The organism is Myxococcus hansupus (assembly GCF_000280925.3).
GTDB classification, from domain to species: domain Bacteria; phylum Myxococcota; class Myxococcia; order Myxococcales; family Myxococcaceae; genus Myxococcus; species Myxococcus hansupus.
Map to the genome: position 1 here is coordinate 1,047,505 of NZ_CP012109.1, position 25,244 is coordinate 1,072,748.

At 70.2% G+C, this 25,244-nt stretch carries 21 protein-coding genes; 11 read left to right on the forward strand and 10 right to left on the reverse strand.

Going from position 1 to position 25,244, the window contains the following annotated elements; all coding sequences use genetic code 11:
* The first annotated feature begins 57 nt into the window (after window positions 1-57).
* Complete coding sequence (locus tag A176_RS04400) at window positions 58-504, forward strand: hypothetical protein (RefSeq protein ID WP_044889704.1); 447 nt, start codon at window positions 58-60, stop codon at window positions 502-504.
* Window positions 501-1,796 (forward strand): sensor histidine kinase, encoded by a 1,296-nt coding sequence (locus tag A176_RS40850; protein ID WP_002635822.1) that lies wholly within the window; start codon window positions 501-503, stop codon window positions 1,794-1,796. Before A176_RS04400 ends, A176_RS40850 begins: the two co-directional genes overlap by 4 nt.
* A 9-nt stretch (window positions 1,797-1,805) precedes the next feature.
* Here A176_RS40850 and A176_RS04410 read toward each other — a convergent pair whose 3' ends face one another.
* Window positions 1,806-2,348 carry a hypothetical protein gene (locus A176_RS04410; RefSeq protein ID WP_002635821.1) on the reverse strand — a complete coding sequence of 181 codons (543 nt, stop codon included), beginning with the start codon at window positions 2,346-2,348 and terminating at the stop codon, window positions 1,806-1,808.
* Between the two features lie 70 nt (window positions 2,349-2,418).
* Between A176_RS04410 and A176_RS04415 the strand changes: the two genes are divergently transcribed.
* The 3 genes from A176_RS04415 (at window position 2,419) to A176_RS04425 (ending at window position 5,273) form a co-directional block, all read left to right on the forward strand.
* Window positions 2,419-3,912 carry a carboxypeptidase M32 gene (locus tag A176_RS04415; protein WP_002635820.1) on the forward strand — a complete coding sequence of 498 codons (1,494 nt, stop codon included), beginning with the start codon at window positions 2,419-2,421 and terminating at the stop codon, window positions 3,910-3,912.
* A gap of 172 nt (window positions 3,913-4,084) precedes the next feature.
* Window positions 4,085-4,693, forward strand: coding sequence for a hypothetical protein (locus A176_RS04420; protein WP_002635819.1), 609 nt, complete (start codon window positions 4,085-4,087; stop codon window positions 4,691-4,693).
* A gap of 223 nt (window positions 4,694-4,916) precedes the next feature.
* Entirely contained in the window at window positions 4,917-5,273 is a 357-nt protein-coding gene (locus tag A176_RS04425) for a GatB/YqeY domain-containing protein (RefSeq protein WP_044889788.1), read from the forward strand.
* Between the two features lie 186 nt (window positions 5,274-5,459).
* Here A176_RS04425 and A176_RS04430 read toward each other — a convergent pair whose 3' ends face one another.
* Window positions 5,460-5,747 (reverse strand): hypothetical protein, encoded by a 288-nt coding sequence (locus tag A176_RS04430; protein WP_002635817.1) that lies wholly within the window; start codon window positions 5,745-5,747, stop codon window positions 5,460-5,462.
* Between the two features lie 117 nt (window positions 5,748-5,864).
* Between A176_RS04430 and A176_RS04435 the strand changes: the two genes are divergently transcribed.
* Window positions 5,865-7,067 carry a single stranded DNA-binding domain-containing protein gene (locus A176_RS04435; protein ID WP_226994193.1) on the forward strand — a complete coding sequence of 401 codons (1,203 nt, stop codon included), beginning with the start codon at window positions 5,865-5,867 and terminating at the stop codon, window positions 7,065-7,067.
* A 13-nt stretch (window positions 7,068-7,080) separates the two neighbouring features.
* On the opposite strand, the gene A176_RS04440 is transcribed toward A176_RS04435, so the two are convergent.
* Entirely contained in the window at window positions 7,081-7,437 is a 357-nt protein-coding gene (locus A176_RS04440) for a four-helix bundle copper-binding protein (protein ID WP_021781119.1), read from the reverse strand.
* 99 nt (window positions 7,438-7,536) lie between these two features.
* Between A176_RS04440 and A176_RS04445 the strand changes: the two genes are divergently transcribed.
* A complete protein-coding gene (locus tag A176_RS04445; RefSeq protein WP_002635814.1) occupies window positions 7,537-8,178 on the forward strand; it encodes an O-methyltransferase in 642 nt (213 codons plus the stop codon).
* A 1-nt stretch (window position 8,179) separates the two neighbouring features.
* On the opposite strand, the gene A176_RS04450 is transcribed toward A176_RS04445, so the two are convergent.
* The 3 genes from A176_RS04450 to A176_RS04455 form a co-directional block, all read right to left on the reverse strand.
* Window positions 8,180-10,780 (reverse strand): M1 family metallopeptidase, encoded by a 2,601-nt coding sequence (locus A176_RS04450; RefSeq protein ID WP_226994194.1) that lies wholly within the window; start codon window positions 10,778-10,780, stop codon window positions 8,180-8,182.
* On the reverse strand, window positions 10,735-11,049 hold the full coding sequence (locus A176_RS39620) for a hypothetical protein (RefSeq protein ID WP_226994195.1): 315 nt from the start codon (window positions 11,047-11,049) through the stop codon (window positions 10,735-10,737). The genes A176_RS04450 and A176_RS39620 overlap by 46 nt, the downstream gene beginning before the upstream one ends.
* 239 nt (window positions 11,050-11,288) lie before the next feature.
* Window positions 11,289-12,458, reverse strand: coding sequence for a ribonuclease D (locus A176_RS04455; protein WP_044889701.1), 1,170 nt, complete (start codon window positions 12,456-12,458; stop codon window positions 11,289-11,291).
* A gap of 65 nt (window positions 12,459-12,523) precedes the next feature.
* Here A176_RS04455 and ttcA point away from each other — a divergent pair, with 65 nt between their 5' ends.
* The 3 genes from ttcA to A176_RS04470 are packed head-to-tail and all read left to right on the forward strand — an operon-like array spanning window position 12,524 to window position 15,017.
* On the forward strand, window positions 12,524-13,378 hold the full coding sequence (gene ttcA / locus A176_RS04460; protein ID WP_044889700.1) for a tRNA 2-thiocytidine(32) synthetase TtcA: 855 nt from the start codon (window positions 12,524-12,526) through the stop codon (window positions 13,376-13,378).
* The gene (locus tag A176_RS04465) at window positions 13,357-14,181 is read left to right on the forward strand and encodes a tellurite resistance TerB family protein (RefSeq protein ID WP_002635810.1); all 825 of its coding nucleotides are present in this window, start codon (window positions 13,357-13,359) and stop codon (window positions 14,179-14,181) included. The genes ttcA and A176_RS04465 overlap by 22 nt, the downstream gene beginning before the upstream one ends.
* Before the next feature lie 11 nt (window positions 14,182-14,192).
* Window positions 14,193-15,017 carry a phosphate/phosphite/phosphonate ABC transporter substrate-binding protein gene (locus tag A176_RS04470; RefSeq protein WP_002635809.1) on the forward strand — a complete coding sequence of 275 codons (825 nt, stop codon included), beginning with the start codon at window positions 14,193-14,195 and terminating at the stop codon, window positions 15,015-15,017.
* Window positions 15,018-15,020: 3 nt separating this feature from the next.
* On the opposite strand, the gene A176_RS04475 is transcribed toward A176_RS04470, so the two are convergent.
* The 4 genes from A176_RS04475 to A176_RS04490 are packed head-to-tail and all read right to left on the reverse strand — an operon-like array spanning window position 15,021 to window position 23,596.
* Window positions 15,021-18,074: a multidrug efflux RND transporter permease subunit gene (locus tag A176_RS04475; protein ID WP_002635808.1), complete on the reverse strand. Its 3,054-nt coding sequence runs from the start codon at window positions 18,072-18,074 to the stop codon at window positions 15,021-15,023.
* Window positions 18,071-21,166: a multidrug efflux RND transporter permease subunit gene (locus tag A176_RS04480; RefSeq protein WP_002635807.1), complete on the reverse strand. Its 3,096-nt coding sequence runs from the start codon at window positions 21,164-21,166 to the stop codon at window positions 18,071-18,073. Before A176_RS04480 ends, A176_RS04475 begins: the two co-directional genes overlap by 4 nt.
* Window positions 21,163-22,284 carry an efflux RND transporter periplasmic adaptor subunit gene (locus tag A176_RS04485; RefSeq protein WP_002635806.1) on the reverse strand — a complete coding sequence of 374 codons (1,122 nt, stop codon included), beginning with the start codon at window positions 22,282-22,284 and terminating at the stop codon, window positions 21,163-21,165. Before A176_RS04485 ends, A176_RS04480 begins: the two co-directional genes overlap by 4 nt.
* A 7-nt stretch (window positions 22,285-22,291) precedes the next feature.
* A complete protein-coding gene (locus A176_RS04490) occupies window positions 22,292-23,596 on the reverse strand; it encodes a TolC family protein (protein WP_002635805.1) in 1,305 nt (434 codons plus the stop codon).
* Window positions 23,597-23,881: 285 nt separating this feature from the next.
* On the opposite strand from A176_RS04490, the gene A176_RS04495 reads away from it, so the two are divergent.
* Window positions 23,882-25,144: a DUF6600 domain-containing protein gene (locus A176_RS04495; RefSeq protein WP_002635804.1), complete on the forward strand. Its 1,263-nt coding sequence runs from the start codon at window positions 23,882-23,884 to the stop codon at window positions 25,142-25,144.
* The last annotated feature ends 100 nt before the right edge of the window (window positions 25,145-25,244 follow it).

Consider the following 25,244-nt stretch of genomic DNA (forward strand, 5'->3'; position numbering starts at 1 on the left):
GGGCTCCGTTAATCGAAGGGGGCTTCGTTCGCGGCATCCGGCAGCCCGGCCCACTGCATGTCAGAGCAGAACCTCTCACCTCACGAGGCTGTGCGCGCCTGGCGCGAGGGATGGCCCGTTCCGGCATCCCCCCAGGCATCGTTGGACCTGACGGCGCGGGCCTTTCATGCCCTGTGGGGCCGTGGCCATTCGACGCTGGGTGGGGTCACCCTGGTGGCCGTCTCGGAGCGCGTGCTCCAGGAGACGGCCAAGGTGCATCCTCACCTGTCGGCGGTCGTCGTCGGCCCGGAGGGGATGCGTTTCGGGGCGCTGGACCCGGTCGCGGTGGGAGTCGACCCGGGGCGGCTGGAGGAATCGCTGGTGTTCCTGGTCGAGCAATGGCTGTGCATTCTGGGGGCGCTCACCGGAGAGGTGTTGTCCTCCGCGTTGGGTGAGTCACTGCTGGGTGAACGGGACCCCGCCGCGGCGTCGCGGACGGAGGCCGAGCCGGAGCGGTCGCGATGAAGGACCCCCTGAGTTCGGACGAGACCGCGCCCCTCTCTCGCGGCAGGCACCGCCAGGGCGGGCGCCAGCGAGAGCCCGCGCGCCGCTACCTGGCGCATGTCCACGAGGTCAGCCACTTCCTCAGTGTCACCGACAGCGTCGCGCGGAGCTTCTCCGTGTTGATGGAGCGCGTGTCCGGCTGGCTCCCCGTGCGCGCCGCGCTCCTGCTGGAGGGCGTGGATGCCCATGGGGCCTTCGTTCTGGATCGGCCGGTGGTCACGGCCTGGCAGCCCTCGGCGTCCGTCATGGCGCACGCCGCCGCCGCGTATGCCTGGCTCGCGGGGCAGGAGCGGGTGTCGCTTCAGGGCCAGGAGGTTCCTCCGGGGCCCCACGTCGCGGCGCTCGCGCGGGTGCCAGGGGCCGTCACCCTTCCCCTGGTGTCGAAGGAGGGTGTCTTCGGCGCGCTCCACGTGGAGGCGGTGGGGCTGGAGGATGAGGGATTGGCCCTCCTGGACGCGGTGGCGAACCTGCTCGCGGTGGCCCTGGCGAAGGAGCACGTCCTGCGCCGGGAGGTCCGGCTGCGCGAGCGGGCGGAGGCGCTCTTCCTCCAAGCACAGGATGCCGTGCGGTGGCGCGATGAGCTGCTCACCGTCGTCTCCCACGACATCAAGACGCCGCTCCTCGCGGTGCGGATGAACGCGGAGATGATTCTGAATACCGGCACCGCTCCGGAGAAGGAGCACCGGCGGCGCCGCTACCTGGAAAACATCGTCCTGGCCGAGCAGCAGATGAGCAGCCTCATCGGCAACCTGTTGGACCGGGCGCGGCTGCGCGGAATGCCGATTCCGCTCGCGCTCCAACCTCAGCCGGTGGAGGCGTTGCTCCGCCAGTCCCTGGAGGTGCTCCGGCCGCTGGCGCTGGAGAAGGGGCAGACGCTGACGGTGGAGGTGCCGCCCGAGACGCCGTCGGTGCTGGCGGACCGCGAGCGCCTGGGCCAGGTGCTCGCGAACCTGGTGAGCAACGCCATCAAGTTCACCCCCCCGGGCGGCGTCATCACGGTGACGGCGCGGCTGGAGGCGGCGGGGCGGGTGCGCATCAGCGTGCGGGACTCCGGACCGGGGATTCCCGCCGGGGACACGCCGCACCTCTTCGAGCGCTTCTGGCGGGCCAGCCATTCACCGGGGCGCGGCACGGGGCTGGGGCTCAGCATCGCATGGAGCCTGGTGGCCGCGCACGGCGGGACGCTCCTCGTGGAGAGCGAGGAGGGGCAGGGGAGCACCTTCCACTTCACCCTGCCCGTGGCCGCATTCTGAGACGCGGTCCTACTTGTGCACGCCGACGGTGCCGCCGCGGAAGGCGGAGTCGCGCAGCACGAGCCCCTCCTTGCACAGGCGCGCCGTCTTGGCGCCCACGAAGAAGCCCTTGGGGTCGCTCCGGCGGTGCGACTTCTTGATGTACTCCTCGATTTCGAGGAACAGGCGCCGGAACTTGTCGGGGGCCGCGTTCTTCCGGCCCGTCTGGGCGGTGATGTCCAGCTCGGCCCACATCTTCCCGCTGAGCAGCTCCCCCTCCTCGTTGAGGCGGCTGCGCTCCATGAAGATGACGGGCGAGCGCACCTCGTCGATGCGCCAGAAGCCCTTGTCCTTGCCGCGCTTCACCTTGTCGACGATGGCCGCGCCCAGCTCCGAGGCCACCATGTAGAGGTCCTCGGGGGGCAGCCGCTCCATGTTCTCCATGTTCGCGCGGAAGGTCTCCCAGTCCGGGGGGACGCGCGAGGGGTACACCTCCAGGACGAAGCGCTCCAGGAAGCGGAAGAAGGCGAGTTCGTCGTCGGGGGACATGAAGAACTGAATGACGTTGGCCATCGCGCAGCCCTCATACTCCCGAGTGCGTCTTCCGCGATAGTGCGCCGCGAAGCGGGCTATGACTCCGGGCATGGATACCTGGCTGCTTTCCCGGATGCAGGAGCTTCGCGACCTTCAGGGCCTCATTGGCCTGGCCACGTGGGACATGGAGACGTACCTGCCCTCCAAGGCGGGTCCGGCGCGCTCCCACCAGCTCTCCACCCTGCAGGGGCTGCACCACGAGCGCCTGGTGGACCCCCGGCTGGGGGACGCCCTGGCCCAGGCGGCCACCCAGAAAGGCTTGTCCGACGACGCGCGGGCCATGGTGGCGGTGCTGACGCGGGAGCGGGAGCGGGAGGTGCGGGTCCCCGCGCCCCTGGTGAAGGCGCTCGCCGGGGCGGTCAGCGACGCCATCCCCGCCTGGCGGGAAGCCCGGCAGGCGAGGCGCTTCGCCGTGTTCCAGCCCGCGCTCCAGCGCCTGATGTCGCTGCGCCGCGAGCAGGCGGACGCCTACGGCCATGACGGAGAGCGGTACGACGCGCTGCTGGAGGGGCATGAGCCCGGCATGCGCGTGGCGCGGCTCACCCCGGTGCTGTCCGCGCTGCGCGAGCACCTCATCCCCATGGTGGGCAAGCTCAGCGCGGTGAGCCGGCCGGTGGCGCCCTTCCTGATGGGGCGGCACTACGACAAGGACGCCCAGTGGGCCTTCACCCTGCGCTTGTTGAAGGACTTCGGGTTCGATCTGGAGGCGGGCCGGCAGGACTTGAGCATCCACCCCTTCACCGGGGGGACGCATCCCTTGGACGTGCGGCTGACCACGCACGTGGACACGGCCACGCCGTTCCCCGCCATCTTCAGCACCATCCACGAGGTGGGCCACGGCCTGTATGAACAGGGCTTCTCCCCCGAGCACCACCGCACCCCGCTGGCCGCCGCGCCCTCCATGGGCCTGCACGAGTCCCAGTCCCGGCTGTGGGAGAACATGGTGGGCCGCAGCCTGCCGTTCTGGCGGCACTACTTCCCCATGCTGCGCGCGGCCTTCCCGGAGGCGCTGTCCGGCACGGACGTGGAGGGCTTCCACGCCGCGGTGAACGCCGTGGGCCCGTCGCTCATCCGCATCGAGTCGGACGAGGTGACGTACAACCTGCACATCGCGCTGCGCTACGAGCTGGAGCTGCTGTTGGTGCGCGATGAGTTGCCGGTGGAGGACCTGCCCGCCGCGTGGAACGCGCGCATGGAGAAGTACCTGGGCGTCACCCCGCCAGATGACACGCAGGGCGTGCTCCAGGACATCCACTGGGCCTGGGGCGAGCTGGGCTACTTCCCCACGTACTCCCTGGGCAACCTCTACGCGGCGTCGCTCTACCGCGCGGCGAAGCGGGACCTGCCGGACTTGGAGGCGCAGTTCGGCCGTGGCGAGCTGCTTCCCCTGCGGGACTGGCTGCGCACGCACGTGCACCAGCACGGCTTCCGTCTCTCCGCGGAGGAGCGCGTGAAGCAAGTGACGGGACAGGGCCTCACGGACACCGACTTCCTGGCGTACCTGCGCGAGAAGTACGGCGCGCTCTATGGCGTCTCGCTTTGAGCGAGATGCCGAACGCTGGCTTTCGTCCGGCCCCAGGCGCGCTTAGGTGAGGGCGGCGGCGCGCGATGTTTCATCGCGTGCCCCCGTCGTACGCTGCGTGGTAGCTGGTGTCGCAGTTATCAGTGGGGGCGGCCACGTCTGGCCTCCCGGCGCTGGACGTGGAGACCTCTGAATGGCGTCGCAGGCCATCCCAAAGAAAGTGCTGTGGGTGTTGCTGTTCTGGCTCGCAGTCCCCCTCGTCGTGGTGGCGTACCTCTTCGTGGGCCCACGCCTGTGGCCGCCCGCGGAGCCAGGGAACATCCCGAGTCCGACGCTGGCGCGGCTGCTCAACGAGAGCATCGAGAAGGCAATCTCCCAGATGAATCCCAACTGGTCTCCGGGGCTCATCCCGGAAGCCGCGGCCAATACCCGGACGTTCCTGGGCGAGGTCTCCGAGGTGGTCGCCCGTTGCAGCATGGGCCCTCGTGAGCCTGGTCAGAAGTGGAACAAGCTGGAGTACCACCTGACCCGCGTCGATGGCGTTCGTTACAAGCCCATCTACACGGGCATCCGGTGCGGTCGCTCGTCGCTCATCTACCGCGCCGTCTTCAAGGACGGGCAGGTCGCCGAGGCCTATACGGACGGGAGCGAGCGGCAGCGCCCGGTGGAGGACGTTCGCGGCATCGTGCGCGAGTTCGGCAAGAGCGTGACCTGGTCGGACAGGGACTACCACCCGCAGCGCTATTACCCGCCTCCGCCGACGTCCCCATCGCGGGCGGACATCGAGAAGCAGTGGGAGTAGCCGCTCACCCCACGGGCTTCAGGAGCCAGTGCGTGTCCACGCTCCAGCCAAGGAACCTCCGGCTGGGCAGTTGAAGGCTGGCTCAATGGGCGTCTCACGACAGGGAGGTGCGCGGGACGGCGCGACCGCCAAATTGGGCGTGCCACGACGGGCATTCCGCGAAGCCCTGACCTCGTAGCAGCGCCTTGTCGGGCCCGTGGTGCGCCTCTACTGTGCACGCATCATGAGGACCGTGGATGAATGGAAGGCGACGCTGCGCGCGGCGTTGAAGGAGGCAATGCGGGCTCGGAATCCTCCCGCCGCGGCGGTGCTTCGGGAGACGCTCGCCGCCATCGACAATGCCGAGGCGCCCGCGCTGAGCACGGCGCCAAGCGCCACCGATGGCACGTTCGCTGGAAGTGTCGGAGGACTCGGGAGCGGGGAAGTGCCCCGGTTGGTCTTGTCGCCGGAGTCGGTGCAGGCGCTCGTCCAGCGCGAAATCCAGGAGCGGCAGGAGGCGGTGGACCTCTATGTCAAACTGGGGAAGCACGACGAGGCCCGCGGCCTGAAGGCGCAGTTGGACGTCCTCCTGGCGCTGTGAGCGGGCCATCGCCCCGGTTCGGCTTTGATGCGTGAGGTCTCCCCCTCGCGCTCCCATCCCGGCGGGCGGCGCCCTTCCTGGTAGGAATTGCCACACGCTCCGATTGCGCCCTGTGTGGCTTGAGCGTCGGCCTGTCTTGAAGGGGCGCGGAAGGGGACTCTTCGCCCTCCGCGCCCAGGTGTGGATTTAGGGCTCCGGGCCGATGTCCCCGGTGTCGATGCACATCCAGGGGCACTCCGCGAGGCAGGCTTCAAAAGCCATTGCGTGCGTATTCATGCCGCCGGCACAGGCCGCGGGCCACGCGTAGGGATACTGGTAGCCGCGATAGCCACACTCGAAATAGGCATACACACAGGACTGCTCCAACTCCTGGGTTGCCTCGGCCGGGGCCCGTTCTTCTTGCGGCTGGCCGCCACAGCCCACCCACGACACGAGCCCTGCCACCAAACCCACTGCGATGCGTCCCATCTTCATCCGTGCCTCCTTGGCAGAGGCCCCAGGATGTCTGAAGTGACGGCTTCCGGTCTATTCTGGATTGGCAGTGATGGCCGGTAGGATGGTGACGCAGTTTTCGCGATGAGGACCTGCACCATGAACGCACCACGATGGAGGCCGTGCGCCCTCCTGGTTGTTTCCCTGGGACTGGCGTGTGCCGAGTCTTCCAACCAGGACCTTTCCGAGGAGGAGCTCCCGGAGGTGTCCGACTCGGGCGTCCTCCCTCCGGAAGGAGGGCCCACGGACCCGGATGCAAGGGAGGAGGACGCGGGGGCGCCCGACACGGATGCGCCCCTCACGCGCGCCCGGGTCTTCTTCTCTGGCCACAGCCTGCTCGACAACCCCATGCCGGACCACTTCGCCAGCATCGCGACAGGCCGGGGCAAGGACTTCAATTGGAACCAGCAGAACGTGATTGGTTCGCCCATGCGGGTCCGGACCTGGGGCAACGGCGCATGGGCCGGGTACCGCCAGGGCAAGAACCGCGTGGGCACCAACATGAACGTGGTTCAGGAACTCCTGTCGCCACAGACGTTGGGCCCTGGCGAGAAGTACGACACGCTCCTCATCACCGAGCGGCACGATTTGCTGGGCACCATCGAGTGGGAGAACACCGTCGGCTACCTGCGGCACTTCCACGACCGGCTCGTCGCGGGGAATCCGCAATCCGTGACGTATTTCTATCACACGTGGTTGGACATCAATAAGAACAGCCCCGCCCAGTGGATTGCCTACGAGAAGAACGCTCGCGTGGCCTGGGAGTGTGTGTCTTCCAAGGTCAACCTCACGTTGCAGGCCGATGGCCGAACGGACCGCGTGGTCGCGCTCCCCGGGAGCACGGCGCTGGTTGACCTGGTGGAGCGCGTCATCGCGAACGAGGTGCCGGGCATCACCGGCACGACGTCGCAGAAGCTGAACGTGCTCTTCAGCGACAACGTCCACCTGACGCCGCTGGGCTCCTACTTCATGGCCGCGGTCCACCACGCATCCGTGTTCCGGGAGTCCCCGGAGGGCGCGCCAGGGCCCTCGGGCGCGAACGCGGCGACCGTCCAGTCGCTCCAGCGCATCGCGTGGAACTTCGTCAGCGCGTACTACGCGCAGCCCGGCGCCGGTGAGCGGACGATGGCGGACTGCCGCACGCGCATTCCTCGGGATGTCTGCCCTGGCTTCTGGGAGCTGTTGGGGCGGCCCGGCAACACCTCGGGTTGCCAGCGCTACTTCGGCAACGCGACGCCGGGCTCCGGGGGAAATCCCTTCGTCTGGCCCGACCCGAACTGGCAGCCGCTGCCCCCTCCGTAGTCAGGGGACGGCGTCAGTACGAGAACAGCAGCGGCCTGCACGCTCGCGCCAGTTGGAGCGCATCCCGCGCGAGCGTGTAGGAGTCCCGGTCCTCGGCGTCCAGCCACGCGGCCCGGGCCACGAGGTTGGCCATCTCGAAGCACAGGCTGGCCGTGCGCCGGGCCAGCCGGCTCTCCTTCTGGAGCGCGCGGGCGTTCAGCTCACACAGTTCGGCACACTGGCGGAGCAGGCGTACCACCTCGCCGGACACGGGCTCCCCGCGTTCCACACGGCGGGCCATGCCGGTTTCGCAAGACACCTGACACTGGAGGCTGGCGGCGATGCACCGGGACACATCCGCGTGCGCACCACCGATTCGTGCAGCCAGCATCGAGGCCTCCTCCATCCAGAGTAATAGCAAAGTTATGCATGAGGCGTCTGACGGCAACTCGAAGTGGGGGGCCCTCCGGTACGTGCTAATCGATGGGGCATGCCCAAGCTCACCCTCGTTCCCCCTGAAATCGAGGCGTACGTGGACGCGCACACCACGGCACCCGCGCCTCTCTTCGATGAATTGCGTGATGTCACGTATTCACGGATGTCCTCGCCGCAGATGCAGGTGGGGGCCGTGGAAGGCACCTTCCTGCGGATGCTGGTCGCGTTGACTGGCGCGCGGCGCGTGTTGGAAATCGGCACCTTCACGGGGTACTCGGCGCTGATGATGGCCGAGGCGCTCCCGGAGGGCGGCCTCCTCATCACCTGCGACGTCGACCCCGAGGCCACGGATGTGGCCCGCGGCTTCTTCGCGCGCAGCCCCCACGGGCGCAAAATCGACCTGCGCATGGGGCCCGCCCTGGACACGCTGAAGACGCTCCAGGCCCCGTTCGACCTGGCGTTCATCGACGCGGACAAGCCGAACTATGCCGCGTATTGGGACGCGGTGCTGCCGCTGCTGCGGCCCGGCGGGCTCATCGTCGCGGACAACGTGCTGTGGTCGGGCCGGGTGCTCAAGCCGGAGGCGCCCAGTGACCACGCCATCGTGGACTTCAACGCGAAGGTGACCGCGGACCCTCGCGTGGAGCACGTGTTGTTGACGGTGCGCGACGGGATGATGCTCGCGCGCAAGCGCTGACTCAGTAGCGGCTCAGGAAGCGCTCCAGCCCGGGGCGCAGCGCCTCGCGCTGGGCGATGCACAGGTCCACGCGCTCCAGCGACTGCGCCAGGGCGCGCTCGCCGCCCTCGACGGCGGAGGCGTGGGGCGCGAAGAACGTGGCGAGCCGTTCCCGGCTTTCGGTGTCGCAGAAGAAGCCGCCCGTGCTGAGCAGCCACGGCGCGATGTCCCGGGGCAGCCGGTCCCGAAGCGCTTCGAAGTTCGAGGTCAGGAAGTCCAGGGCCCCCGCGCGGGTGGGCAACTCCTCGAACTGTCGGAAGAGGAGGGGCAGCGCCTCCCGCGTATCCACGTCCGGCGCCAACAGCAGCTCCAGACTGGCCCGCGCGAGCGGGGCGTCGTGGAAGCCGCCCAGGGCGGAGAAGAGCAGCTCCCGTTCGCGGACCTCGGTCGTCGCGCGCAGGGCCTCGAGCAGGTGCTGGTGCAACGCCGCGTCGCCTCCAGCCGTCGCCGCGCTGAGCACCGCATTCGCCGAGTCCATGGGCAGGGAGCGCCGGTCCTTCAGCCAGCGCAGCGCGAGCTCCCGCGCCTCCGCGCGCAACTGCGCGTCCTCTCCGGCCTTCGTCACCATCCACACCAGCCAGGGGCGCAACATGCGGAGGTCCTCGCCCTCGCCCGTGCGAGGCATCAAGCCCAGCCGGCGTGCCTGTCCTCCGAAGAGGCTCTGGACGAAGCGCGCGCGGTTGGGCAGCGAGGCCTGGGGAACGAAGTCATCCCGCACGCTCGCGACCAGCTCCGCGGCGCCCATGACGAGGTCCGCGTCCTCCGGACGCAGCAGCCGCGAGGCCAGCGTGAGGGCCTGCGACACATCGAGGTCGCCGCTGGCCACCAGGGCCTGCGCGTCATCCATCAGCACGCGCCGCTCGGCCACCGTGAGCCCCTTGCCGGACTGGCGCATCAGCCGCTCCAGGGCGTCGCCGCGGAGCATCGCGTGGTAGTAGCCGCGCCCCTCCGCGTTGGGGTGGACCCAGTCCGGACAGGCCTTGGCGTCGTCCAGGTGCAAGGTGCCCGTGGGCTCCGAAAGCACCGTGCAGGCCCGGCCCTCGCGTCCCTTCGCGGCGTAGCGGACGCAGATGGGCACCTGCCAGGACGCTGTCTCTTCGCCCGCGCCAGGAGAGCCCAGCGGCAGGTAGCGCCGCTGCTCCAACTCCAGCCGGGGGGCACCCTCCGCCGGGCACTCCAGCGTCATCGCGACGCGAGGCACGCCGGGCTGGTCCAGGAAGGAGGAGAAGGAGGGCGCCACGTCCTTGCCCGAGGCGGCGGCGAGCGCGGTGAAGAAGTCGTGGGTGGTGGCGGTGCCCTTCGCGTGCGCGGCCAGGAAGCGCCGCACGCCGTCCTGGAACGTGTCGGAGCCCACCCAGGATTCGAACATGGCCAGCACCGCGGCGCCCTTGTTGTAGGTGATGCCGTCGAAGGCGGCGTGGATGTCCCCGGGGGCGTGGATGGGCTGACGGATGCTGCGCGCGCTGATGAGCCGGTCCTCGACCAGGGCGGCGCCTCGGGCCTCGATGCGGCGCATGTCGCCGCGCCAATCGGGCTTCCACTGCGTGATGACCTTGTACGAGAGCCAGTCCGCGAAGGACTCGTTGAGCCACAGGTCGTCCCACCACGCGGGCGTGACGAGGTTGCCGAACCACTGGTGGGCCAGCTCATGCGCCTGCGTCTGGGCGAAGTAGCGCTGGCGCCACAGGGAGTCTCCCTCCGCGGGCCCCAGCATGAGCGACGCGCCGAAGGTGATGAGGCCCGGGTGCTCCATGGCGCCGCCCTGCCTGCCCGGGAGCGCGATCACATCCAGCTTGGCGTAGGGGTAGGGTGTGCCGAACCACGTCTCCAGCCGCTCCAGCAAGCGCGGCGTGGACTCGGCGGCCCAGGTGGCCTCGGCGGTGCGGCCATGGGGCACCAGCATCCGCACCGGCACATCGTGCTGTCCCGCGACGCCCGCGTCCACGGCCTGGAAGGGGCCCACCGCGAAGGCGACCAAATACGACGGCAGCGGGGGCGTCGTCTGGAAGCGCACCGTCTTCCAGCCGTCCGGCCCGTGCGTCTCCGCCTCCACGGGGGCGTTGGCGTAGGTGCCGTCCTCCTCGCGGGCGCGCAGGGTGAGCCGCCAGGGAATCTTGAAGCCGGGCTCGTCGAAGCAGGGGAAGGCGCGGCGCGCGGCCAGCGGCTGGAACTGCGTCATCATGTACCAGCGGCCCGCTTCCTCCTCGCGGTAGATGCCCGAGCTCTCGCGGGCCTGTGCGCGGCCCGTGTACGCCACGCGCAGGGTGACGGTGCCGGGGCCCACCGGTTCTCGCGGGAGGAAGACGAGCATGTCGCCCACGGGCAGCGCGGACGTGCGCACGCGGTTGCCGCCGACGAGGAAGGCGGAGTCCTTCACGGAGAGCGCGTCGCCGTGGAGCCACACCTCGCGGGTCGCCTCGGCCAGGGTGATTTCGATGTCCGTCGTTCCGCTGAAGGCTTCCCGGCGCGGGTCCAGCTCCAGCGTCACCGTCTGCCGCACCGGGCGCACGCTCGGGTTCAGCCGGAGGCCCGGCGGGGTGAGGACGGGTGCGGCTTCCTCCACGGGCTCGGGGGCGGCGGCGGCCGTGGGGCGGCGGCCGTGGGGGCATCCACGGGCTGCGGACGCGTGGCCACACAGGCCGCGGCGCCGAGCGCGAGCAGGGGAAGGAGCAGATGTCCGAGCCGCAACAGGGAGGCCTCCAGCCGCGGCACGACGTGGCGCGCGGGTCTGCCATTCTCCACCACCTGCGCCATGGGCGCGAGCGGCTTGCCCCACCGCGCCTCGATGTGTCTGTCTTGAGCGACACCACACTGGCACGGCGCCAGCCACACCGAGGTGCCCGTCTCCCAAGGCGAACAGGCACATGGAGGGGACGACTCGATGTGCCGCCCACGGCGCCCGGGCACGGCCTGAGCCTCGCCTCGATGCGCCGGCGCCCGGGCACGGCCTGGGCCTCACCTCGATGCGCCGGCGCACGGCCCGGGCCTCGCCTCGATGCGCTTGCGCTCGGGCACCGCCTGGGCCGCGCCTCGATGCGCCGGCGCCCGGGCAGGACCCGGGCGACCGTGACTCAGGCGCTGAGGACGGGAAACTGCGCCAGCAGGTCCACCAGCGCGGTGCCGTACAGGCGCACCCGCTTCTCCCCGAGATAGGGCACCTGCGCCAGCGCCTCCACGTCCTGCGGAGGCTTCGCGGCCAGCGCCTCCATCAGCGGATTGGTGAGCACCACGCTGGGCGTCACCTTGCGCTCGGTGGCCTTCTCCACGCGGAACGTCTTGAGGGCCTCCTCGCGCTTGCGCTTGTTGGTGTCGCGCGGGCCCTTGGCCTCGCGCTCCGGCGCCAGCTCGCCCCGGCGGGACTTCTCCAACTGCTCCCGGACCAACGCGAGCAGCTCGTCCCCGTGGGTGCGCACGAAGGAGCCCCGCACGCCGGCCATGCGCGCCAGCTCCTTCTGCGTGGTGGGCAGCTTCGCCGCGATGTCCCCCAGCGCCATGTTGGAGAGCATCCGCCCCATGGGGACGTTCTCCTTCTCCGCCCACTCCAGCCGCTTGCGGTGCAGCACCTGGGCAATGGCGTGGGCCAGCGTGAGCTGCGTGGGGTTCAGCCCGCTGCGAGGCAGCTTGGGCTTGTAGTCCGCGCCCACGTCGGGACGGGCCGCCGCCTCGTCACACATGCGCACGCAGTCCAAGAGGACCTCCTCCAGGATGTCGGCCTCGCGGCAGGCGTCGCGCACCTGGCGGCCCAGCTCGCACAGGTAGCGTACATCATTGGCGATGTACTCCCGCATGCCCGGGGGCAGGGGGCGGATGGAGAAATCAGACTGCTGGTGCTCCTTCGGCAGCTCCACGCCCAGGCGTTCCCGGGCGAGGTCGGCCAGGCCCACCTTGGGCCAGCCGAGCAGGGTGGCGGCCCGGTGGGTGTCGAAGAGGCCCTGGACCCGGACTCCCACCTCGGCCAGGAACTGCAAATCCCCCTGGGCGGCGTGGAAGAACTTCGTGCGCGCCGGGTCGGCCATCAGCGGGGCGAGCATGTCCGGCACCACGCCCGGCTGGAGCGTGTCCAGCAGGAAGACTTCGGCGTCGGTGGCGAGCTGGAGGAAGCACAGCCGGGCGCGGAAGGCATGCATGGAGTCCGCCTCCAGGTCCACGGCGATTTCACGCGCCTGCTCCAACTGGCGGGTGGCGCGCTCTTCGCCCTCGGCATCCACTACGTCAACGGCACCTTCTGGGTAGGTCGGCATCGCGGCGGGCAGGGTAGCGGACCGGGCCTTGGGATTGAGGTGTTTTTTCCCGGGCCGCCGCTAGGATGGCCGCGCCGATGAACGACGTCCAGCGCTTGGAAAAGACCCTGCTTGGCCACATGGGCCGGGCCATCGCGGATCACCGCCTCATCGAGGACGGGGACCGCATCATGGTGGGCGTGTCCGGAGGCAAGGACTCCTACACGATGCTGCACCTCCTGCGGGAGCTGCAGCGACGCGCGCCTGTGAAGTTCGAGTTGCTGGCGGTGAACCTGGACCAGGGCCACCCCGGCTTCCCCGCGGACAAGCTGGAGGCGTACTTCCAGCGTGAGGGCTACGCGTACAAGCTGTTGAAAGAGGACACCTACAGCATCGTCCTGGAGAAGACGCCCCCGGGAAAGACGCAGTGCTCGGTGTGCTCGCGCATGCGGCGCGGCATCCTCTACACGGCGGCGGTGGAGCTGGGCTGCACGAAGATCGCCCTGGGACACCACCGGGACGACCTCATCCACACGCTCCTGTTGAACCTCTTCTTCGCCGGCTCCATCAAGGCGATGCCGCCGCTCTTGCGCAGCGACGACGGGCGCAACGTGGTCATCCGCCCGCTGTGCTACGCGGCGGAGAAGGACATCGCGAAGTTCGCGGAGCTGATGCAGTTCCCCATCATCCCCTGTGACTTGTGTGGCACGCAGGAGAACCTCCAGCGCAAGCGGATGCAGCGCCTGATGGAGGAGCTGGGCAAGGAGATTCCCAACGTCCGCCAGAGCGTGCTCAACGCCATGGCGAACGTGCGGCCGACGCACCTGCTGGACAAGACGCTCAACCCCAACCCGCTGGAAGCCAGCGAGGATGGGGCCACGACGACCGAACCGAAGGACACTCAAGGGAGCGCCAGCCCATGGCTCGAGAGCAGGCAATGAAGGCGCGCAACGACCGCAACGGCGCGCTGGTGGAGGCGATGTTGCTGGCCGCGATGGCGGACGGGCGCGTGTCGCAGCGGGAGATGCAGACGTTGCTCAGCCGCGTGCTGGAGCGCCCGGAGTTCGAAGGCACGCGCCCGGACGAGCTCAACGCGCTGGTGGAGTCCAGCGCCGCGCGGCTGTCGGAGGCCAAGAACCTGGAGGACGTGCTCGCGTCGCTGCGGCGCCGCCTGCCGGACCACAAGAACCGGATGCTGGCCTTCGGGCTGGCGGCGGCGGTGGCGCTGGCGGACCAGCGGGCCACGCGCGACGAGCTGGGCCTGCTCAAGACGTTCCAGGCCGCGCTGGGCATCTCCGAGGACGAGGTGGCGCAGATCATCGACGTCATCGAGAACGGCGGCAGCCTGGCGGAGGCGCTGGGCGAGCCGCTGGAGCGGCTGTTCGCGGAGGTCATGGTGCTGGTGAGCGCCGCGGACGGGAAGCTCCAGGAGGCGGAGGCCCGGGCGCTGGTGGAGAGCTTCGCGGCGGACCCCCTCTTCGAGAACGTCAGCCCGGAGCGGGCCCAGAGCTTCGTGAGTGAGTCCGTGGCGGCGCTCGCCGCCGAGGGCCTGCCGCAGCGACTCCAGGTCCTGGCTCACGGCCTGACGACGCACGCCCAGCGAACGAAGGCGTTCCGGCTGGCCACCAAGATTGCCCATGCGGGCGGCTCGCCGAGCCATCCAGAGCAGCGAATCCTGGATATGCTTCAAGCCACCTTCGGTCTCGCCGACGATGAAGTGGCGCGCCTGGGCAGGGAGGGGTAGTTAGGGGGGCGATGACCCTGCAAGCCCCCTCGACGCCCCGGCATTCCTTCCGGTTCGGGCTGCCCCCTTCACTGGGCAGCGAGACGGCGCGAGAGCGCGCGGACAGGCTCGCCTCATTCCTCCAGCGCGCGCTGGGCAAGCTGGTGGAGGTGAGCGTCGCGTCCAGCTACGAGACGCTCGCCAAGGACCTGTTGTCGGGCCGCGCCGATGCCGCCTGGGCCCCGCCGTTCGTCTGCGCGCGGATGGAGGCCATGGGCGTGCGGGTGGTGGTGCGCGGTGTCCGCCGCGGCATGTCGTCCTACCGGGCCGCCCTGGTGTGCCGGGCGGGCGCGGGCCTCACGGTGGAGCGGCTCAAGGGCACCTCCGCTGTCTGGGTGGACCGGGATTCGGTGGCGGGCTACCTGCTGCCCACCGCCTACCTCAAGACGCAGGGGCTGGAGCCCTCGCGGGCCTTCTTCGCGCAGCACTTCGCGGGCTCGTATCAGGGCGCGCTGGAGTCGGTGCTGGACGGCAAGGCGGATGTCACGAGCGTGTTCTGCCCTCCGGCGTCCACGGGGCTGTCCTTCGCCACGGGCGTGGAGGACGTGCTGGGCGCGGGCGCGGGGCGGCGCTTCGAGCTCATCGCCTACACCGACGAGGCGCCCAACGACGGCGTCCCGGTGGCCATGGGCCTTCCGCCGCAGTTGGTGAGCTCGCTGGAGTCGACGCTGCTGAGCCTCCAGTCGTCTCCGGATGGGCAGGCGCTCTTGAAGGACATCTTCAACGCGGAGCGCTTCGAAACGGCCCCTCGCATGGGCTACCGGGCGCTCTACCGGGTGGCGCTGGCGAGCCTGTAGCCGTCACGGGCCCTTCCTCCGGGTGGCGGCGCGGCGCTTCGCCAGCCGGTCCAGCTCCAGGTACACGACGGGCGTCGTGAACAGGGTCAGGAGTTGGGAGAGCACCAGCCCCCCGACGATGGCGATGCCCAGCGGGCGGCGGAACTCCGAGCCCGCGCCCTGGCCCAACGCCAGCGGGAGGCCGCCCAGGATGGCCGCCAGCGTGGTCATCAGGATGGGGCGCAAGCGCACCCGGCAGGCGCCGCGGATGGCCTCGCGCGCGGAGAGCCCCTGGCCGCGCTCGGCCTCCAGCGCGAAGTCCACCAGCAGGATGCCGTTCTTCTTCACGATGCCGATGAGCAGGATGATGCCGATGAGCGCGATGAGCGTCAGCTCCATCCGAAACAGGAGCAGGGCCAGCAGCGCGCCGACCCCCGCCGAGGGCAGCGTGGAGAGGATGGTGAGCGGGTGGACGTAGCTCTCGTAGAGGATGCCCAGCACGATGTAGACGGCGACCAGCGCGGCGAGCACCAGGTACGGCTCATTGCGCAGTGACTCCGTGAAGAGCTGCGCCGTTCCCTGGAAGCTGGCGGTGATGCTCGCCGGAAGGCCCAGTTCCGCCTGCGCCCGGTGGATGGCGTTCACCGCCTGGCCCAACGCCACGCCCGGCGCCAGGTTGAAGGACAGGGTCACCGCGGGGAACTGGCCCTGGTGATTCACGGACAACAGCATCGGCTCGGGCTGGAAGCGCACCAGCGTGGAGAGCGGCACCACGGCGCCCGAAGGTGCTTTCACGAACAGGTCCTGGAGCGCCTCGGGATACGCGGCCTGCGCCGGGTCCACCTCCAGCACGACGCGGTACTGCGTGGTGGGCGTGAAGAGGGTGGCGACCTGCCGCTGGCCGAAGGCGTCGTACAGCGCCTGGTCGATGGCCGCGGGGGTGATGCCCAGGCGTGACGCGGTGTCCCGGTCGATGGTCCCCATGAGCTGGAGCCCGTTCACCTGCTGGTCGCTGGCCACGTCGCGCAGCTCGGGGAGTTTCCGGAGCGTGTCCAGCATGCGGGGCGCCCACGTCTGGAGGGTGCCCAGGTCCTGGTCCTGGAGGGAGTACTGGTACTGCGTGCGGGACAGCCGCCCGCCGATGCGCACGTCCTGGACGGACTGGAGGAAGACCTGGATGCCGGGCACCCGCGAGAGCTGGGCGCGCAGCTCGGCGATGACCTGGTCGGCGCTCTGCGTCCGCTCGCCTCGGGGCTTGAGCTCGATGAAGGCGTTGCCGGAGTTGAGGGTGGAGGTGCCGCCGATGAACGACGTGGCGTTGTGGACGGCCGGGTGCCGCCGGATGACCGCGTTGGCGGCCTCCTGCCGCGCCTTCATCGCCGGGAAGGAGATGTCCTGGGGGCCGTCCGAGATGCCGGTGAGGTTGCCCGTGTCCTGCTGGGGAAAGAGTCCCTTGGGGATGGCGACGTAGAGGTAGAGGTTGAGGACGATGGTGGCCGCCAGCACCAGCAGCGTGAGCGTGGGGTGGTCCAGGACCGCGCCGAGCGCCCGGTCATAGGTCCGTTGCACGCGCTCGAAGAGCGTGGCGCGCCGGCGGTGCTCCGGGCGGAGCAGCCGCGAGGCCATCATCGGCGTCAGCGTGAGGGACACCACGGCGGAGACCGCGATGGCCACGCTGAGGGTGACGGCGAACTCCCGGAAGATGCGCCCGACGATGCCGCCCATCAGCAGCAGGGGGATGAAGACGGCCAGCAGGGACGCGGTGATGGAGAGGATGGTGAAGCCAATCTGCCGCGAGCCCCGGAGCGCGGCCTGCAGCGGCGTGTCGCCCTCCTCGATGTAGCGGGCGACGTTCTCCGTGACGACGATGGCGTCATCAATCACGAAGCCGGTGGAGATGGTGAGCGCCATCAGCGACAGGTTGTCGAGGCTGTAGCCGCACAGGAACATGACGCCGAAGGTCCCAATCAACGCCAGCGGCACGGCGACGCTGGGGATGAGCGTGGCGCGCACGCTGTGCAGGAAGGCGAACACCACCAACACCACCAACACCACGCTGAGCACCAGGGTGCGCTTCACGTCGGCAACCGAGGCGCGGATGGAGCTGCTCCGGTCCAGCGCCACCCGGACGTCGATGGCGGGGGAGATGGCCTGGGTGATGGAGGGGAGCAGCGCCTTCACGCGCTCGATGACCTCGATGATGTTGGCGCCAGGCTGGCGGCGGATGATGAGGGAGATGGTGCGCTCGCCGTTGGTCCACGCGGCCACGCGCACGTTCTCCACGCTGTCGAAGGCGCGGCCCACGTCCCTCAAGCGCAGCGGGGCGCCCGCGTTCGTGGCGAGGACGATGTCCTCGTAGGCGCGGGCCTCCAGGAGTTGGTCGTTCGCGCCGAACACCAGGGACTGCTCGGGGCCGTTGAGCAGGCCCTTGGGCCGGTCGACGCTGGCCTGCTCCAGCGCGGTGCGCACGTCCTCCAGGCCCAGCCCCACGCCCGCCAGGGCCTGGGGGTTCACCTGGACGCGGATGGCGGGCTGCTGGCCACCGCCCACGAAGACCTGCCCCACGCCCTGGACCTGGGCCACCTTCTGCGCGAGCACGTTGTTGGCCGCGTCGTAGACCTGGGCCAGGGGGAGCGTCTTCGACGTCAGCGACAGGATGAGGATGGGGGCGTCCGCGGGGTTCACCTTCCGGTAGGTGGGGCGGCTGGGCAGGTTGGTGGGCAGGTCGCCTCCGGCCGCGTTGATGGCCGCTTGCACGTCCCTTCCCGCGGAGTCCACGTCGCGGCTCAGGTCGAACTGGAGCGTGATGGACGTGTTGCCCGTCGTGCTGGTGGAGGTGATTTCGTTGATGCCCGCGATGCGTCCGAAGCGCCGCTCCAGGGGCGTGGCGACCGCGGACGCCATGATTTCGGGGCTGGCGCCAGGGAGCGCGGCCGTGACGTTGATGGTGGGGAAGTCGACGTCGGGCAGGGGCGCCACGGGGAGCTGGGTGTAGGCCGTCGCGCCGCCCAGGAGGATGGCCACGGCGAGCAGCGACGTGGCGATGGGGCGGCGGATGAAGGGCCCGGAGAGGTTCATGCCGGCTCCGGCGGCGGGCGCGGACGCCGGCGGACCCGGCGCGCCAGGCGGCCCATGAACAGGTAGACGACTGGCGTGGTGAACAACGTCAGGACCTGGGAGACGAGCAGCCCGCCCACGATGCTGATGCCCAGGGGCTTGCGCAGCTCGGAGCCGGTGCCCTGGCCCAGCGCGAGCGGGATGCCGCCGAGCAGCGCCGCCAGGGTCGTCATCATGATGGGCCGAAAGCGCAGCAGGGCCGCCTGCCGGATGGCGGCGTGGGGCGTCAGCCGCTGATGGCGCTCCGCCTCCAGCGCGAAGTCGATCATCATGATGGCGTTCTTCTTCACGATGCCGATGAGCAGCACGACGCCGATGAGCGCGATGATGCTGAACTCGACGCGGACGAGCATCAGCGCCAGCAGGGCGCCCACGCCCGCCGAGGGCAGCGTGGAGAGGATGGTGACGGGGTGGATGTAGCTCTCGTAGAGCACGCCCAGGACGATGTAGACGGTGATGAGCGCGGCGAGGATGAGCAGCGGCTCGCTGGCCAGCGCCTGCTGGAACGACTGCGCGGTGCCCTGGAAGTCCGCGCGGATGCTGGGCGGCAGGCCCTGCTGTTGCTCGACCTCACGGATGGCCTTCACCGCCTGACCCAGCGAGACGCCCGGCGCGGTGTCGAATGACAGCGTCACCGCGGGGAACTGGTCCTGGTGGTTGACGGTCAGCGCGGCGGGCTGGATGTCGGACCGGACGACGGCGGACAGGGGCACCGCGCCTCCGGCTTGCGGCCGCACGTAGAGCAGCTCCAGGGTGCTCGGCTCGCGCTGGAGCTCGGGCTTCACCTCCAGGATGACGCGGTACTGGTTGAGCTGGGTGAAGAGGGTGGAGACCTGCCGCTGGCCGAAGGCGTCATAGAGCACGTCGTCCACGGCCTGGGGCTGCACGCCGACGCTCGCGGCGGCGTCCCGGTCGATGGTGAGCCGGAGCTGGAGGCCCCCGGGTTGCTGGTCGCTGACGACGTCCGTGAGCTCGGGGCGGGCCCTCATGGCCGCCAGCATGCGAGGGGCCCAGGCGGCGAGCTCGGCCGGACTGGCATCCTCCAGCGTGTACTGGAAGGGCGCCTGCGTCTGACGGGTCTCCACGGTCAGGTCCTGCACGGGCTGGAGCGACGCCTGGATGCCGGTGACGGCGTCCAGCTTCGGCTTGAGCCGGGCGATGATGCCGGTGGCGTTCACCTTGCGCTGGCCATGCGGCTTGAGGGTGATGGAGAGTCGGCCGTTGTGGGTGGTGGGGTTCGTCCCGTCCGCGCCGATGAAGGACGCCACCGAGGCCACGTCGGCGTCCTGGAGCACCACCTCGGTCAGCGCCTGCTGCAACTGCATCATCCGGGAGAAGGAGACGTCGGGCGCCGCCTCGGTGATGCCCTGAATCAACCCCGTGTCCTGGGTGGGGAAGAAGCCCTTGGGGATGAAGTAGGCGAGCAGCGCGGTGAGCACGACGGTGGCCACCGTCACCCCGAGCGTCAGCGCCTGGTGGCGCAAGACGGTGTCGAGCCCCCGGCGATAGAGGTCGAGCAGTCCGTCGAAGAAGCGCTCCGAGGCGCGGTAGAAGCGCCCCGGGGCCTTGGACTTCCTGGCTTCGAGCAGGTGCGCGCACATCATCGCGGTGAGGGTGAGGGAGAGCACCGCGGAGACGGTGATGGCGATGGCCAGCGTCACCGCGAACTCGCGGAACAGCCGCCCGATGAGGCCCCCCATGAAGAGCAGGGGGATGAGCACCGCGATGAGCGAGACGGTCAGCGAGATGATGGTGAAACCAATCTGCCGAGAGCCCTCGAGCGCCGCGTCGAACGGGGACGCGCCCTCCTCGATGTGACGGGAGATGTTTTCAATCATCACGATGGCGTCATCGACCACGAACCCGGTGGCGATGGTGAGCGCCATCAGGGACAGGTTGTTGAGGCTGTAGCCGGCCAGGTACATGACGCCGAAGGTGCCCACCAACGAGAGCGGCACGGCGATGCCGGGGATGAGCGTGGCGCGCACCGAGCGCAGGAAGACGATGTTCACCGCGACGACCAGGAAGATGGTGAGGCCCAGCGTGAACTGGACGTCCGCCACCGACGCGCGCACCGTCTCCGTGCGGTCACTGAGGATGTGGACGCTCAGTCCCGGCGCGAGCGTGGGCGCCAGCCGCGGGAGCAGCGCCTTCACCCGGTCCGCCACCTGGATGACGTTGGCGCCCGGCTGTCGTTGGACGTTGAGGATGATGGCGCGCTGGGTGCCCGCCCAGCCCGCGAGCTGCGCGTTCTCCACGCCGTCAATGACGTCGCCCACCTCACTCAACCGGAGGGGCGCGCCGTCGCGGTAGGCCAGCACCAGCGGCCGGTACGCGGCGGCGTCGAGGAGCTGGTCATCGGTCTGTAGGGCGTAGTCGAGCCGGGGCCCGTCGAGGTTTCCCTTGGGTTGGTTGACGTTGGCGGCGACCAGGGCGGCGCGCACGTCCTCCAGCGTCAAGCCCACGCCCGCGAGCGCCGCCGGGTCCACCTGGACGCGGACGGCCGGCTTCTGCGCGCCGCTGATGGCGACGAGCCCCACGCCGGGGACCTGGGACAGCCGCTGCGCGAGGATGGAGTCCGCCTGGTCGCTGACCTGATCCAACGGGAGCGAGTCGGACGTCACGGCCAGCACCAGCACGGGCGTGTCGGCGGGGTTCGTCTTGCTGTACGTCGGCGGGGCGGGCAGCAGCGGAGGCAGCAGGCTGGACGTGGCGTTGATGGCGGCCTGCACGTCCTGTTCGGCCGAGTCGATGCTCCGGTCCAGCTCGAACTGGAGCGTGATTTGGGACGTGCCCAGGCTGGACACCGACGTCATCTGTGACAGCGACGGAATCTGTCCGAACTGGCGCTCCAGCGGGGTGGTGACGGTGGACGCCATCGTCTCCGCGCTCGCGCCGGGCAGCAGGGTGGAGACGACGATGGTGGGGTAGTCCACCTGGGGCAGCGCCGAGACGGGGAGCTGCGCATAGCCCACGAGCCCCGCCAGCAGCAGGCCCACCGTCAGCAACGTGGTGGCGACCGGGCGCCGGATGAAGGGCTCGGAGACGCTCATGGCCCGTGCCCCTTCCGGGGGGCGACCTTGCTGCCGGGGTGGAGCTGGTTCTGCCCTTCCGTGATGACCTGCTCACCGGCGTTGAGCCCCTTGTCGATGAGCGCCAGGGGGCCCTGGAGCAGGCCCACCGTCACCGGCCGGGGCTGCACCGTGTGGTCCTGGCCCATGACGTAGACGAAGGTGCCGTCGGGACCGCGTTGCAACGCCTGCGCGGGCACCGTCAGCGCGCCCTGGCGCGTCTCCAGGAGGAGGCGGGCCTTGACGAAGGCGTTGGGCCAGAGGCCGTGGTCGGGGTTGGCCAGGACGGCCTTGAGCCGGAGCGTGGACGTGGCGGGGTTGATGATGTTGTCGATGACGGTGAGCGTTCCGCGCCCCAGCTCGGTGCCGCCGTCGCGGCTGAGGACGATGACCTCCAGCGGATGCTGGCGCTGCTGCCGGGCGATGTCGGCGAGCCGCTCCTGGGGGACGGAGATGAAGACGGCGATGGGGTCGAGCTGCGTCACCACGACGATGCCCGTGGTGTCGGACGTCGAGACGAGGTTGCCCGGGTCGACCATCCGGATGCCGGTCACCCCGTCGAGCGGTGAGACGATGCGCGCATACTCCAGGTTGAGCCGGGCCGCGGCGATGGCCGCCTCGTCCGCGCGGACCAGCGCCGCGCCCTGGTCCGCCAGGCCCTGCTGGTCGTCCGCCTGCTGCTGGGGGATGAGCCTGCGCTCGGCGAGGTACTGGTAGCGCTTCAGGTCCTTGGTGTTGGTGGCGAGCTGGGCCTTGTCCCGGGCCAGCGCGGCCTCGGCCTGCCGCAACTGGATGAGGAAGGGCCGGGGGTCTATCTGCGCGAGCGCCTCCCCTCGGCGCACCGGCTGGCCCTCGCGGAAGAAGACCTCCTGCATGCGTCCGTTGACCTGGGTGCGCACCGTCACCGTCTTGAAGGCCACCACGGTGCCCAGTCCGTCCAGATAGATGGGCACGTCGCGCTGCTGGGCCGGGGCCACGTCCACGGGGATGGTGCGTTCTCCCGGCGGCGGGTGCCGCGCGCCAGCGGCCTCGTGCGGCTTCGAGCACGTCGCGGTGGCGGCGAGGAGGAGCAGCGCGCAGAGGCCCGAGCGGATGCGCATGGTCGCCTCACCCGTGTCCGAGCGCGAAGAGGAGCTGGGCGCGGGCGATGAAGAGCTGCCCCTGGGCCTGGACCCATTGGGCCTCGGCGTTGCTGAGCGCCACCTGCGCATCCCCCAGCTCGATGCCGCTGCCCACGCCCATCGAATAGCGGCCCTGGGCCAGGCGCAGCCGCTCCCGGGCATTGAGGACCGCGTCCTGCTGCGCGCGCAGGGTCGCCTTGGCGGCCAGAATCGCCAGCCGCGCCTGTTCGAGCTCGAAGCGGACCTGGAGGTGCTCCTGGTCGAACTGGGCCTCGAGCTGCGAGGCCGTCGCCGAGGCACCCTGGACCTGGGCGCGCGTCAGCCCCCCTTGGAAGACCTGCCAGCTCAGTGACACGCCCGCGGCCACGTTCCAGCCCAGGTCCTTCACCGTGATGCCTCCGGTGGTGGCGCTCACGCTGCCGGCGAGCGTCGGCGCGTAGGCCCCTTGAATGGCGCGCACCGTGAGGTGCTGGGCGTCCACCTGCCGTCGCAGCGCGGCGAGCTCGGGGCGGCGGGCCAACGCCTCCGCCTCGAGTGTTTCGACGGGCGCGTCCTCACCTTCGACGGCGTCGAAGACCGGCGGCGTCACGTCGTAGTCGAGCCCGCGTTTCCAGCCGACGGCCAGACTGAGCTGCGCCTTGGCCGTGAGGTACGCGTTCTCGGCGGCGATGAGCTGGGCCTTCGCGGTGGCGACGTTGGCCCTCGCCTGGGCCAGGTCGATTTCCGGCGCGGTCCCCGCCTGGACGAAGCCCTCCGTCTGCAGGAGGTGGCGTTGGAAGTTCCGCAGCGTCTCCTGAGCCACGCCCACCAGCGACTTGTCCGTCCACGCGGCGAAGTAGGCGCTGCGGACGGACAGCGCCACCTGGCTCGCGACGGTGCGTTCGCTCTCTTTCTGGGCATCGGTCCGGACCTTCGCCGCACGCCAGCGGTCCGCCGTCTGGTCGAAGTCCCAGATGAGTTGGTTCACCGTGGCGCCTCCGTTGAAGAAGTTGAAGGTCTTCCAGCTCGCCGTGGCGGAGGGCGAGGGGCGCGTCACGCTGGGCGGCAGCATGCCAGGGCGCTGGAAGAAGTTGGCCGTCGTGCGCTCGTAGCTGGCGCTCAGCGAGGCCTGGGGAAGCAAGGGGGCTCGCGCCTCCGCGGCGGCGGCCCGCGCCACCTCGGTGGCGGACCGTGCCTGGCGGAGCTGGGGTTGCCGCTCTCTCGCGGTGCGCAGCGCCTCTTCCAGCGTGACGGACGGGGAGGTCTGCTGACCGCTCGCGAGCGGTGCCAGGAGAAGGGCCGACAACAGCACTGGCCCCAATCCCACCCGTAGCGCCATGCGCTGGGTGGCAGGCCAGCGCGCGCGTGCTGCCCTGTGCGTTGGCATGGCATCCCCCTGCATGGCCGGAAGGGCGTTGCTAGGAAGAAACGCGGCAGCCCGCAATGTCCCGGCGTCGAGGGGCTTCGTCGCGTGCCGTTCGTTCCGGCGCCTGCCAGGCCCACGCGCCGGCACGGGTGTCTCGTCCGAGACTTTCCATCACGCGAAGGGATTCAAAGGATTCATTCGGGAGCCACGCGTGCTCCCGGGTGAGGCGTCATGAGAGGCCGGTTCTTCGTCGTGGTGGTGATGTCGCTGTTCGCTGCGCGGGCGGGGGCCCAGTCGTTGGCTCCGCCGGAGTACTCGCAGCCGCCGCCCGTGGAGTACTCGGTGCAGGAGCCGGTGACTTCACCCACGCTGAGCGACTTCCAGCAGGCGCTCGACCCCTATGGCGAGTGGGTGCAGACGCCTGACTATGGCCTCGTCTGGGTGCCCAGCGACACGCCGCAGGGGTGGCGGCCGTATACGGACGGGCGCTGGGCCTATACCGACCAGGGATGGACGTTTGTCTCCAACGCCAGTTGGGGATGGGCGCCGTTCCACTACGGCCGCTGGGCGGTGGTCCAGCCCTATGGCTGGACATGGATTCCAGGCTACGACTGGGCGCCCGCCTGGGTGACGTGGCGGTATGGCGGGGACTACATCGCCTGGGCGCCGCTGGGGCCCCTGTCGGTGGGCATCGACTACTACTCGGAGCCCACGATGTGGAACGCGGTGCTGGCGCCGGACTTCCTCGACCCGCTGGCGCCCTCGGTGTTCATCCCCTCCGTTCAACTGAACCTCGTGCTGAACCGGACGTACTTCGCGGGCGTGCCTCGGCGAGGCGTCTACTTCTCGCCGCCTCCTCAGCGTGTGGCGCAACTGACGGGGCGGCCCGTCACGCGAGTGCCCGTCGCGAGCGTCGTCCCCCGGAACCCCTGGTCGGGTGGACACCTGGGACAACCCGCGAGACCGCCGCCCGCCGCGACGCCTCGGCCCTACGGTGGGAGTGGCACGCCCCGTCCGGGACATCCCAACGAGGTCGTCCCCGCTCCCGCGCATCCCGCCGCGCGACCGCCTGGGTCCACGCCCGCGCGTCCCGCGGCACCGGCTCCCATGGCGCCGCGTGAAGCGCGTCCCGCGACACCAGCCCCCGTGGTGCCACGTGAATCACAGCCCGCGCGTCCCGCGGCACCGGCTCCCGTGGTGCCACGTGAAGCACCTCCAGAGCGCACGGTGATACCCCCGCCCATGGCGCCGCGCGAAGCACCGCCAGAGCGCTCCGTGGCACCGCCTCCCAGGGAGCCGCTCGAGCCCGCGCCAATGCCCGAGACGTCACGCCCGGAGCGCTCCGTGGCACCGCCTCCCAGGGAGCCGCTCGAGCCCGCGCCAATGCCCGAGACGTCACGCCCGGCCCGCCCGAGCGAGCCTCCGCCCGCGCCGCATCCTGAGCCCATGCACCCCGAGCACATGCCGGCACCCTCACCGCATCCGCACCGGTGAGTCCGTGACGGCGGGTGAGTGCGTTACCGGAACGGCGCGAGTCGCGGGCGGTGCCACGCGCCCGAATTGTTCCCGTCCACGATGGGGCCCGGGGCAGGAT